The following is an 11,919-nucleotide window of genomic DNA, read 5'->3' as shown; positions in this document are numbered from 1 at the left end:
TGCGATAGGCCCCACAAAATTCGTACGAATTTTGTGGGGCACGCTTCAGCCGGTGCGCGTCAGATGCGCCTCCATCGCCGCCAGCCCGTCGTCCAGCCCGCGCCGACCGAAGCCGAGGCGAAAACGGTCGGTCGGAGTCGGCCCGAGGTCCGAGCGGTAGATCGTGCTGGGCAGCAGCAGGACGCCCGCCTCCTCCACCAGTTTGCGGGCAAACTCCTCGACCCCGTCCGCACCGAGGTAGCGCGGGAAGCCGGTGCAGGCGCCATCGGGACGCTGCCACTCGAAAAGGTCGGCATGGCGCGCGAAGAACGCGTCCCATTTGGGCAGGTTCTCGTCCACGATGGCGCAGTTGCGCGCGAGGATCGCATCGCGGTTCTTCAGCGCGATCAGGGCCAGCCGCTCGCTGGGGCCGGAATTGCAGATCGACAGGTAGTGCTTCATCCGCTCCATCCGGCTCAGCACTTCGCGGTCCTGGCAGGCAATCCAGCCCAGGCGCAGCCCGGGCAAGCCGTAGGACTTGGACATCACGCCCAGCGACAGGCCGCGTTCGTAGACATCGGCGATGAACGGCAGATGCTGCGCGTCCGACGGGCCGAGACCGTTGAAGATCTCGTCATGCAGGATCCAGATGCCGTGCTGGCGGCAAAGGTCGATCAAGGCGTCGTACCGGTCCCGTGGCAGGATCGCACCGGTAGGATTGTGCGGGAAGTTGATCGTCAAAAGCCGTGTGTTGGGCCGGATCGCGTCGCGCACCCGGTCGAGGTCGAGCGACCAGTTGTCGTCAGGATCCAGAGGCACGCCCGTTGCCTCGCAGATGGCCAGCGGCAGGCTTTCATGCGACTGATAGTTGGGCGTGACCACGATTGCGTGGCTGTCCGCATCGAGCAGAACGGCGTTGGCCGCAAAGATGCCTTCGCTGGCGCCGGCAAAGCACAGGATGTCGTCGGCGCCCTGGCCCGCGTAGGTTGCGGCGATGGCTGCACGCAGATCGGGCGCGCCGCAGGTTTCGGTATAGCCCAGCCACATGTTCTCGAACCCGGCGCGGTCCTCGGCGGTGGCCATGGCCAGAAGTTCGGGCAGCGCCATGCTTTCGGCGTCCGAGGCCGTCAGGTGGTGGCGGGCCTTGAACTCCCACTTGGCGAAATGGGTTTCGAGCCGGAATTCGGGCAGCGTCGTCATTGGTGTTCCTGTCGGTTCAGTCCACCGCGCGGATAAGCTTGCGCTCCAGCACGCGCAACACCGTCCGCAGGTCGTGACCGCGCTTGAGCACCTGCCCGTCCATGCCGATCACCGCGTACTGCCCCTGCCGGTTTCTCAGCTTGGGGCGTTTTTCGATGCGGTAGAGCGGGTTTTCGGCGGTGCGCCGGAAGACCGAGAAAACGGCCACGTCGCGCAGGCTGGAAATCCCGTAATCGCGCCACTCACCGGCAGCGACCATGCGGCCATAGACCGACAGGATCGCGGCAAGTTCGGTACGGTGAAAGGCCACCTCAGGCGCACCGGGATGAGGCGGGAACGGGGAGGTGGGTTGGAATGTCATTTTTTCAGAGTTGCGGCAAACGGGCCCCGAGGCAAGGGGTTTGTGGTTTGCGTCGGTCATCCGGCTGTGTGGTGCCGGCGTCATCAGAGACTTGATCCGGGGTCGCGCGGGGCAGAGATCTTCCGGTCAGGCCCGAGTGTGAGCGTGCGCCCGAACTGAACAGCTTTCGGGTCGCCATCCTGCGGGCTGGCAATCGCGCGGCTCTCTACCCCCGGCCGATATAGGGCATCTTCGTCGCCATCACCGTCATGAACTGGACGTTCGCCTCGGGCGGCATTTCGGCCATGTGCAGGACGGACCGGGCGGCGTTTTCCACGTTCATCGTCTGCATTTCGGGACTGGCCTGCTTCAGCCCGGCCACAAGTTCGCTTTCGGCATTGCCGATATCGATCTGCCCGCAGGCGATGTCGAAAGGCCGGCCATCCAGCGACAGCGAGCGGGTCATGCCGGTGATCGCGTGTTTCGACGTGGTGTAACAGATCGAGCCGGGACGCGGCACATAGGCCGAGAGCGAGCCGTTGTTGATGATCCGACCGCCCTGCGGGTCCTGCGCGCGCATCGCCGCGAAGGCCAACCGCGCGGTGATGAACATGCCGCGCAGGTTGACGGCGATGACCTGGTCGAATTCCTCGACGCTGACCGCGTCGGGTGTGGTGGAAGGGCCGAACATGCCGGCGTTGTTGAACACCGCATCCAGACGCCCGGTCTTGCCCAGAAACGTTTCGAAGGCGCGGTCCATGGCGCCCGCGTCGGTCACGTCCGCGGGCAGGACGACCGCCTCGCGGCCCTGTGCCAGTTCCGCCAGTTTTTCGGCGCGACGCGCCAGCAGGCCCACCCGCCAGCCTGCGTCGAGGAATACCTCGGCCGTGGCCCGCCCGATGCCAGAGCTTGCGCCGGTGATCAGAATGGATTTCATAGCTCTGTCTCTGCCTCCATTTCCAGTTCCAGGGGCGCGGGGGCGGCGCGCAGGTCGTCGATGCGCAGAGCGCCGGTGGGTTTCGACAGCCGGTTGCGCACGACCCAGTGCAGACGCTCCTCGGCGCGGGTGATGGCGACGTAGGCCAGACGCTTCCACAAGGGCTGCCCCGCCTCGGTGCGGCCCATGCGGGCGGCGGCGTAGATATCGGGGGCAAAGACCTGCACGTCGGGCCATTGCGAACCTTGCGCCTTGTGGATCGTCACCGCCGCGCCATGCAGAAACGTGGCGCCCATGCGGGCGGCGAAGGGGATGAAGGGCTCTTCCTCGTCGGGCTTCTCGATCTTGACGATGCTGGCGGCGCTGACGCGCGGGTCCTCGGCGCCCATCACGTGCAGGCGGGAAAAGCCCGGCTTGCGGCCCGCGCCCAGATAGATCACCTGCGCGCCCTTGATCAGGCCGCGCGCCTCGAGGTCCAGCCGTTTCTTGCGGTGCTTGAGCGGCAGTTCCAGACCGTCGCAGATCAGCGGCTCGCCTTCCAGAAGCTCGGTTTCGGGCGCGCCATGCACGGCGCGGAAGGCGTTGATCAGGCGGATGCGCGTGGCGTTGCGCCAGACCAGCACGGGGCTGCGCGCCATCAGGTCGACCTCGACCCTTTGCGCCCATTGCACGCGGTCGTCCTGCGCCGCCTTCTGCTCGACCAGCCGCTCGAAATCCTGAAACCCGACCTCGGGGTCGCCCAGGGCGTGCGCCAGATCGAGGATCGGGTTGTCGGCATCCTGCCGGTGGATGCGGTTCAGCGTCAGCTTGGCGGGCGCGGGCAACCCGTCGAAGACCATCGCGCCGGACTGGTTCACCGGGGCAAGCTGGGCCGGATCGCCGAAAATCAGCAGGGTCGGAAAGATCTCCTGCAGATCCTCGTATTGCTTTTCATCCAGCATCGAGGCCTCGTCGATGAAGCCGATATCGAGCGGTTCCTCGCGGCGCTTCCAGCCGGTGATGAAATCGCTGCCCCTGAGACCGGCGGCAGCCAGCGCCCCCGGGATGGACTTGTGCGTGCCGTAGAACAGCCGCGCGCGTTCCAGCGCCTCCTCGGTCAGGCCCTCGATCTCGGGCTTGTCGCCATTGCCGGCCAGCCATTCGGCGATGCGCTCGTATTCCGGGTCATAGACGGGGGTGTATAGGATGCGGTGGATGGTGGTGGCGGGCACGCCGCGCATCCGCAATACGCTGGCGGCCTTGTTGGTGGGGGCGAGAATGGCCAGCGTGCGCCGGTCCTTGCGGCGGCGGCCTTCCCAGTCGCCCGACACCACGTCGACGCCGGCCTCTTCCAGCGCGCGGTAGAGGGCGGCCAGCAGCAGGGTCTTGCCCGAGCCGGCCTTGCCGACAACGGCCATCACGCGGGACTTGCCCTCGCGCGGCGGGGTCAGCATCCCCTCGTCAAGGTCCACGCCCACCTCGCGCAGCGCGGCGGCGATGCGGTCATGGGCCTCGGCCTGGTCGTCGGAATAGGTGAGCGCGGTCTGGGACATGGCGCGATCCTACAACCGCGCTTTGGCCGGCACCAGCGCGGGGGCCGATTTCTTGCAAGAAATCGGATCGGAAAATTGCAATTTTCCGGCCCGGAATTTTAGAGAATTCCGGTGCTGCGCAGATCAGGCGGATTGCGCGAACGGCTGGCGCTCGTCGCCGAAACTGCGGCGGAACCACCCTTCGCTCAATTGCGGGGTCACACCGGCGCGGCGGGCCACCTGCACAAGGGCGGCGTCGGTGAACTCCCACAGGCCCACGCTGATCCGGTCGCGCCCCGTGCCCACGCTGCCCAGAACCTCGGGCGACGCGCCGATCATCCGGTAGATGCGCACCATGCGCGCGTCGAAAACACCGGCAAAATGCTGCACCCCGAAGTGGCGCATCAACTCGCCTCCGCCAAGCATCAGCGCCGCCGCGACCCGCCTTTCGGCGCCGCGCGCGAGGCAGAAGCGGGTGCATTCCCATATATGCGGGCTTTGGATCGTACCGCCGCCAATGATATCAGTGAAATGCTCGTTGATCATCGTCCGCCCGGTGGTGGGCAGGAACCGCATCGAGCCCGTGTGGCGGCCATCCGCTCCTTCCCAGATCACGTAAAGCGGGTTGAGGGCGTCGTATTCATCGCGCTCGAACCCCTGCGCATCGACCGTAACGTTCCAGCCCAGCCGGGTTCCGAACCGGTCGGCCCGGTCGCGGAACATGCCCTCGGCCAGCTTGGTGAAACGGGTCAGTTGATCGGCATAAAGATAACGTAGCACGGGCGGTTTCCCCTCTGTCGTTTTGATAAGAGGAAAAGTCCCGCCAACTTGTTAAACGCCCATGCAGGCACCGCGCGTTGCGTTGACAGGCGGGGTCAGATCACGATCAATCCCTGGCTGATGGCGCGGGCAACCGCGTGGACGGTGTTGATCGCCCCAAGCTTGAAGCGCGCGGATTCGATATAAACCCGCAGCGTGTGCTCCGAGATCGACAGCGTGTCGGCCACCTGTGCCCGTCCATAGCCCAACGCCAGCAGCGTCAGCGCATCCACCTCGCGCGGGGAGAGTTGCCGCGCGGGCGCGGGGGCGCGGTCGGGCTCGAACTCCAGCGCCTTCTGGTTGAACGTGTGCGCGCACAGGATCAGCTCCCGGCGATGCGCCTCGGTGAACGCTGCCCAGGCGTCGTCGTCGCAGCGGTGGTTCACCGTAAAGAGCGCGAATTGCCCATTGGGCCCGCGCAGGGGTATCGAATAGCCCTGGTTGCCCAGCCCGTGATCCAGCGCTTCCTTCAGGAAGGCCTGCTCGGGTTTGCCGGACCAGTCCAGCCGCTTCCAATCGACCGGGTGGAACCGCTGGTAGCACGCCTTTACGACCGGATCTACGCGCAGGTAGTCCTTTTCGATATAGCGATCAATCCAGGCTTGCGGATAGGTCCCGCAGCCATACTGGTCGCCCGCGGCGCTGACCCAGTGATAGATGAGATGATCGATTTGAAACAGCTCGCGCAGGCGGTCTGCCAGGCTTTGCAGGTCCGCCGGGTCACAGGCGCGTTCGAGGTCTTCCAAAATCGGTTCCAGCCGCCGCGGCGGTTGCACGTTCATACCCAATCGTCCCTTCCCGCGCCGGCGTCGATTCAGATGCCAGCTCCGCCGCCGCGACGAGTCTCGTGTCGTCGATCTGTTCGGCGAGTTCCCAAAGACCGTTCTGCCGAGCAAAGGTCCTGAGATCGGCCAGGACGTCCAGTATCCACTCGTTCTGCATGTGAGCCTCCTACGGGAGTAGTTAACGAAAGATTAACTCAACTTTAGCATGTTAAACTTTATTGCCGTATTCGCGCTTTTTCCCTCCCCAAAAATGGTGAGGGCGCGATTTCCAATCCTCTGAAATCGCTGATTCTGCCCGAAACACATGGAAAAAAGCCTGCGAACCGGGACACCGATTCGCAGGCCAGATGCGGGCCGGACCGGCCCGTCAGGGAGAAGTCTTAACCTTTCTTGCCGGCGTCCAGCACGTCCTCGACCGTGCGCAGCCCGGTGCGCGGGGATTGCACCAGCACCGCCATGTTGCCCGGCTTGTGCTCGTTGCGCAGCATCTTCATGTGCGCGCCCGGGATCTCTTCCCAGGGAAAGACCTCGGACATGCAGGGATCGATGCGGCGCTCGATCACCAGCTTGTTGGCGGATGAGGCCTGTTGCAGGTGGGCAAAGTGGCTGCCCTGCAGGCGCTTCTGGTGCATCCACATGTAGCGCACGTCGAAGGTACAGTTGAACCCGGTGGTGCCGGCGCAGATGACGACCATGCCGCCCTTCTTGCACACCAGTGCCGAAACCGGGAAGGTCGCCTCGCCGGGGTGTTCGAACACGATGTCGACGTTGTTGCCTTTGCCGGTGATGTCCCAGATCGCCTTGCCGAATTTGCGCGCCTCGGTGAACCATTCCTTGTATTCCGCACTGTTCACCTTGGGCAGCTGGCCCCAGCAGTTGAAATCCTTGCGGTTGATGACGCCCTTGGCACCCAGCGACATGACGAAATCGCGCTTGTCCTCGTCGGAAATGACGCCGATCGCGTTCGCACCCACCGTGTTGGCCAGCTGGATAGCGAAGGACCCAAGGCCGCCCGACGCGCCCCAGACCAGCACGTTCTGCCCGGGCTTCAGCTCGTGCGGGTGGTGACCGAACAGCATCCGGTAAGCGGTGGCCAGCGTCAGCGTGTAGCAGGCGCTTTCTTCCCAGCTCAGGTGCTTGGGCCGCGGCATCAACTGTTGCGCCTGCACGTTGGTGAACTGCGCGAACGATCCGTCGGGCGTCTCGTAGCCCCAGATGCGTTGCGTGGGCGAAAACATCGGGTCGCCGCCGTTGCAGTGCACGTCGTTGCCGTCGTCCTGGTTGCAGTGGATCACGACCTCGTCGCCCACCTTCCAGTTCTTGACCTTGTCGCCCACGGCCCAGACCACGCCAGAGGCGTCGGAGCCGGCGATGTGATAGTCGGCGCCATGCCCGTCGAAGGGGCTGATCGGCTCGCCCAAGCCGGCCCAGATACCGTTGTAGTTCACGCCCGCGGCCATCACCAGCACCAGCACCTCGTTGCTGTCGAGCGTCGGCGTGTCCACCACCTCGACCTGGAACGACTTGTCGGGCTCGCCATGCCGCTCGCGGCGGATGGCCCAGGCATACATCTGCTTGGGCACATACCCCAGGGGCGGCAACTCGCCGATCTCGTAGAGGTCTTTCTCGGGCGCGTCGTAGGGTGCGATTCCGGTTTCGGTGTCCAGAGCCATCGGGGCCTCCTTCATATGCGTTTGCCGCGATGCAGAATCGCGCCTGTCCGCTCTGAAATATCTTCCATCACGCAACAATGCAATGCCGACTTATGGGTTTTTGAAATTTTATAACCCTGCAGACGCAGAAAAATCACTCGTTTTGCGCCGCATCTGCGAAAAACTGCCGGATGGAATTGGCGTAATAGACCAGCAGGTCGCGCTCTTCGGGCACGATTTCGATGCCCTGTGCCGTGTCGCGGACCAGCCCGCGCTTGCGCAGGATGCGCAGGCCCGCCTCGACGGAATAATCCATGTCCTCGCGCGCGATGTGAACATGCGCCTGGCCAAGGCTGCCAGCCATCTCGGACAGCACCTGTTTCAGCCTTGCCTCGGGCAGCGGCGTTCCGGCCTCCAGCAGGGCATGGGCGACCATCGGCACCGGCAGCACCGGCACCTCCTGCCCGATCCGCGCCATCAGGCGGTCGCCCAGGGTTTCGACCGGAGCGCCCGGGTGTTCGCGCTGAAACGCCGACAGCGACACCGGCGCGCCGAAACTGACCGCGGCATAGCCGTGGCGGTGATAGCGCCGGGTGATCCACAGCCAGAATTGCTTCAGCACGAAGCCCGCCACCACGCTGATCCGCGCGCCGAAGCGGCGCTTGCCCGCCTTTCCCGCGGCGACAAGGATGCGGTCCTCGAACACTCGGTCATAGTTCACGGCGACCGGAACGAAGACCACGTCGCGCCCGTCCGGCTCGCGTTCCTCGATGATGTATTTCAGGATGCCCAGCTTGGGCCTGGCCAGCGCACCATCGAGGCTCAGGCCGCCCTCGGGGAACACCGCCTGGGTCACGCCGCCATCGGTGGCCATGCCGACATAACGCGCCAGCACCCGGCGATAGAGCGCGTTGAGCGACCGGCGCCGGATGAAATACGCGCCCATGGTGCGGATCAGCCGGCTGAGGGGCCAGACCCGCGCCCATTCGCCCACGGCATAGCTGAGCGCCGATTGCTCGGCGGCGAGCCAGGTGACCAGCACGTAGTCCATGTTCGAGCGGTGGTTCATCACGAAGATTATCGTGGCATCGGGGTCGATAGTGCCGATCCCCTTTTCATCGAACCGCCCCATGCGAACGCGGTAGAGCGCCGTGCTCAGCAGCTTGGTCAGCCGGATCGCGATGCCGAAATAGGCGAAGGCGGAAAAGCTGGGGACGATCTCGCGCGCGTAGCGCTTGGCCTTCTCGAAGGCCACGTTCTCGGGGATGCCGTTTTCCTGCGCGTGCTCGGCGATGGCCTTGCTGACCTCGGGGTCGTAGATCAGGCGCTGGATCATGTCATAGCGGCGCGCGAGCTTGAACGGCTCTATCTTGCGCTCCAGCCGTTCGTTCAGTCGCGCCACCACCCGCTCCATCCGGCGGCGGAAGAACCAGCGTACCGAGGGGAACAGGAAATGCGAGGCGAAGGTGACGGCTGCGAAGAGCAGGATCAGCACCAGCAGCCAGAGGGGAAGTTCAACCGTTTGCGTCATTCAGCGCACCATGCCAGCCCGCGGGAGGGGGTACAAAGGAAAACGGGTTTGGGGGGCATCGCTTTGCGGCAAATGATATAGCGAATATTAGATTGCTCTTTCGGTGCAACAACACAGCCGAAATCAATCTCTCAAGTTTACCTTGGCGAATGAAGTGAGCTTCCGCATTTCGGGGTAGCAATGCCAGCTAATACGTTGTTCGGAGCACTTTGCTTTTGGCCAAGATCAAACTATTGTACGGAAAAATTAGTCGCGTATCAGCGACATGGATCTTCGCGATTTTGCACGTGAACGCCATGATCGAGACGAAACAATGATATTTATCTTTTTGGTAGGCGTACCCTTTGGAATTTGGTTGTTTGGCTACCTCAATGAGTTGACCACAGTTTGGATCCCACTGGTTGCCTGGATCGGTGCGCTGGTTTCATTCCCGTTTCGCGAATGGCTACGAAGCGACAGGATAGGAGCCAATGCAGGTGCCTCGGTGGCTCTCAAGCTTATCCTACAAATCTTCCTACTTGCCGGCACACTCGGATTTTGGGCGAGCCTTGGCGTTGTAGCTAGTTGGTTTGCTCGTGGATTAGTACCTTGAGTGTCAATCCACCAGCGTAACCGAACCCTTCCACTTATGGAACGCTCAATACTTCTGTCGCGCACCGCCTCGAATTGCCGCAACGCAGCGAATTGACAGCGTCACATAATTCCGAATAGTTTGCCCACGTTGAAAGAAAGTTGCGCAAACCGATTCACGAGGCCGCCCGATGTCGCAGATGCAGAATGAGACCCCCAAGGATCGTCCCTGGCTGATCCGCACCTATGCGGGCCACTCCACCGCCAAGGCGTCGAACGCGCTCTACCGCTCGAACCTGTCCAAGGGGCAGACGGGCCTCAGCGTGGCGTTCGACCTGCCCACCCAGACGGGCTATGACAGCGACCACGTTCTCAGCAAGGGCGAGGTCGGCAAGGTCGGCGTGCCGGTCTGCCACCTGGGCGACATGCGCACGCTCTTCGACCAGATCCCGCTGGATCAGATGAACACCTCGATGACGATCAACGCCACCGCGCCGTGGCTGCTGGCGCTCTATATCGCTGTGGCCGAGGAACAGGGCGCGGATGTCAGCGCGCTTCAGGGCACGGTGCAGAACGATCTGATCAAGGAATACCTCAGCCGCGGCACGTACATCTGCCCGCCGAAACCCAGCCTCAAGATGATCGGGGATGTGGCCGAATACTGCTACACCCATATCCCCAAGTGGAACCCGATGAACGTCTGTTCCTACCACCTGCAGGAGGCCGGCGCGACGCCGCAGCAGGAGCTGGCCTTTGCGCTGGCCACCGCCTGCGCCGTGCTGGACGAACTGAAGCCGCGCGTGCCCGAGGAAGACTTCCCGGCACTGGCGGGGCGCATCAGCTTTTTCGTCAACGCGGGCATCCGCTTCGTGACCGAGATGTGCAAGATGCGTGCCTTCGTCGACCTGTGGGACGAGATCCTGCAAACCCGCTACGGCGTGGAGAACCCCAAGTTCCGCCGCTTCCGCTATGGCGTGCAGGTCAACTCGCTGGGTCTGACCGAGCAGCAACCCGAAAACAACGTCTACCGCATTCTGATCGAAATGCTGGCGGTGACGCTGTCGAAAAAGGCCCGCGCCCGCGCCGTGCAACTGCCCGCCTGGAACGAGGCGCTTGGTCTGCCGCGCCCGTGGGATCAGCAATGGTCGATGCGGATGCAACAGATCCTGGCCTACGAGACGGACCTCCTGGAATACGAGGACCTGTTCGATGGCAACCCCGCCGTCGACGCCCGCGTCGAGCAGCTCAAGGACAGCGCCCGGCAGGAGCTGGAGACGCTGGGTAGCATGGGCGGCGCCATCGGGGCGATCGAGCACATGAAGGCGCGGCTGGTGGACAGCAACGCCGACCGCCTGGGCCGGATCGAGGCGGGCGAGACCACCGTGGTGGGCGTCAACAAGTTCACCACCTCCGAACCCAGCCCGCTGCAATCCGAGGATGGCGGCATCATGCGCGTCGATCCGGCGACCGAGGCCGAGCAGATCGACCGCCTGAACGCCTGGCGCGAGGAACGCGACGACGCGGCCGTGAAGACCGCGCTAGCGGCGCTGCGCGAGGCCGCGGCGATGAACGAGAACATCATGCCCGCCTCCATCGCGGCGGCCAAGGCGGGTGTCACCACAGGCGAATGGGCCGAGCAGATGCGCCAGATCCACGGCCAGTATCGCGGCCCCACCGGCGTCTCGGGCAGCCCGTCGAACCGCACCGAGGGCCTGGACGATATCCGCGACGCGGTGGATGCGGTCAGCAAGAAGCTGGGCCGCCGCCTGAAATTCCTGATGGGCAAGCCGGGCCTCGACGGGCATTCGAACGGCGCCGAGCAGATCGCCTTTCGCGCCCGCGATTGCGGCATGGACATCTCGTACGAGGGGATCCGCCTGACACCCGAGGAAATCGTCACCGCCGCGCTGAATGACGAGGCGCATGTCATCGGCCTGTCGATCCTGTCGGGCAGCCACATGCCGCTGGTCGAGGATCTGCTTAACCGGATGCGCGAGGCGGGGCTGGGCCACGTGCCGCTGATCGTCGGCGGGATCATCCCCGAGGAAGACGCCAAGCGCCTGCTGGAGATGGGCGTGGCGCGGGTCTACACGCCCAAGGATTTCGAGCTGAACACGATCATGATGGATATCGTCACGCTGGCCGACCCCAAGGCGGTCGCCGCCGAGTGAGCGACAGGGCGGATCGCAACAAGGCCAACGCCATGGCCTTTTACGACCTGATGTTCAACCAGTGCCGCCCGCGCGAAGCCATCGAGCGCTACGCGGGCGAGGTATATATCCAGCACAATCCGCATGTCGCGGACGGTAAGGATGCGTTCATCGACTATTTCGAGCGCATGGCGCGCGAATATCCGGGCAAGCAGGTGCGTTTCGTCCGCGCCGTGGCAGAGGCCGACCTCGTGGTGCTGCATTGCCACCAGACATGGCCCGGCAGCGAAGATTATGCGGGGATGGACATCTTTCGTTTCGACGAAAGTGGCAGGATCGTCGAGCATTGGGACGTCCTGCAGGTCATCGCCGGCCAGTCGGCCAACGAGAACGGGCTTTTCTGATGCGTCCCGGGATCGTCCGCGGAGGGATTGGGCGCGACCCC

General features: G+C 63.9%; 12 protein-coding genes. 3 read left to right on the top strand and 9 right to left on the bottom strand.

The genetic code is table 11. The features are described from left to right. Positions 1-45 precede the first annotated feature (45 nt). The 9 genes from RBB31_RS02180 to RBB31_RS02140 form a co-directional block, all read right to left on the bottom strand. The gene (locus tag RBB31_RS02180; protein ID WP_306127610.1) at positions 46-1,179 is read right to left on the bottom strand and encodes a pyridoxal phosphate-dependent aminotransferase; all 1,134 of its coding nucleotides are present in this window, start codon (positions 1,177-1,179) and stop codon (positions 46-48) included. 16 nt (positions 1,180-1,195) lie between these two features. After that, positions 1,196-1,540: a DUF2794 domain-containing protein gene (locus tag RBB31_RS02175; protein ID WP_306127609.1), complete on the bottom strand. Its 345-nt coding sequence runs from the start codon at positions 1,538-1,540 to the stop codon at positions 1,196-1,198. A 205-nt stretch (positions 1,541-1,745) separates the two neighbouring features. Then, the gene (locus RBB31_RS02170; RefSeq protein ID WP_306127607.1) at positions 1,746-2,456 is read right to left on the bottom strand and encodes an SDR family oxidoreductase; all 711 of its coding nucleotides are present in this window, start codon (positions 2,454-2,456) and stop codon (positions 1,746-1,748) included. Further along, a complete protein-coding gene (locus RBB31_RS02165) occupies positions 2,453-3,988 on the bottom strand; it encodes an AAA family ATPase (protein ID WP_306127606.1) in 1,536 nt (511 codons plus the stop codon). The genes RBB31_RS02170 and RBB31_RS02165 overlap by 4 nt, the downstream gene beginning before the upstream one ends. A 123-nt stretch (positions 3,989-4,111) precedes the next feature. Next, entirely contained in the window at positions 4,112-4,747 is a 636-nt protein-coding gene (locus RBB31_RS02160) for an acyl-homoserine-lactone synthase (RefSeq protein WP_306127605.1), read from the bottom strand. 95 nt (positions 4,748-4,842) lie between these two features. Continuing rightward, a complete protein-coding gene (locus RBB31_RS02155) occupies positions 4,843-5,568 on the bottom strand; it encodes an autoinducer binding domain-containing protein (RefSeq protein ID WP_306127604.1) in 726 nt (241 codons plus the stop codon). After that, complete coding sequence (locus tag RBB31_RS02150) at positions 5,507-5,728, bottom strand: hypothetical protein (RefSeq protein ID WP_306127603.1); 222 nt, start codon at positions 5,726-5,728, stop codon at positions 5,507-5,509. Before RBB31_RS02150 ends, RBB31_RS02155 begins: the two co-directional genes overlap by 62 nt. A gap of 223 nt (positions 5,729-5,951) precedes the next feature. Further along, positions 5,952-7,244 carry a crotonyl-CoA carboxylase/reductase gene (gene ccrA / locus RBB31_RS02145; protein ID WP_306127602.1) on the bottom strand — a complete coding sequence of 431 codons (1,293 nt, stop codon included), beginning with the start codon at positions 7,242-7,244 and terminating at the stop codon, positions 5,952-5,954. A gap of 133 nt (positions 7,245-7,377) precedes the next feature. Beyond that, entirely contained in the window at positions 7,378-8,754 is a 1,377-nt protein-coding gene (locus RBB31_RS02140; RefSeq protein WP_306127600.1) for a 1-acyl-sn-glycerol-3-phosphate acyltransferase, read from the bottom strand. Positions 8,755-9,019: 265 nt separating this feature from the next. Between RBB31_RS02140 and RBB31_RS02135 the strand changes: the two genes are divergently transcribed. The 3 genes from RBB31_RS02135 (at position 9,020) to RBB31_RS02125 (ending at position 11,878) form a co-directional block, all read left to right on the top strand. Then, on the top strand, positions 9,020-9,346 hold the full coding sequence (locus RBB31_RS02135; protein WP_306127599.1) for a hypothetical protein: 327 nt from the start codon (positions 9,020-9,022) through the stop codon (positions 9,344-9,346). A 169-nt stretch (positions 9,347-9,515) separates the two neighbouring features. Next, the gene (locus RBB31_RS02130; protein ID WP_306127598.1) at positions 9,516-11,495 is read left to right on the top strand and encodes a protein meaA; all 1,980 of its coding nucleotides are present in this window, start codon (positions 9,516-9,518) and stop codon (positions 11,493-11,495) included. Then, entirely contained in the window at positions 11,492-11,878 is a 387-nt protein-coding gene (locus RBB31_RS02125) for a nuclear transport factor 2 family protein (RefSeq protein WP_306127597.1), read from the top strand. The genes RBB31_RS02130 and RBB31_RS02125 overlap by 4 nt, the downstream gene beginning before the upstream one ends. Positions 11,879-11,919: the final 41 nt, after the last annotated feature.

This window comes from Roseovarius sp. MMSF_3350 (assembly GCF_030733425.1).
Lineage (GTDB): Bacteria > Pseudomonadota > Alphaproteobacteria > Rhodobacterales > Rhodobacteraceae > Roseovarius.
The sequence above is the reverse complement of the archived record's forward strand: the minus strand, read 5'-3'. Positions and strand labels throughout refer to the sequence as shown.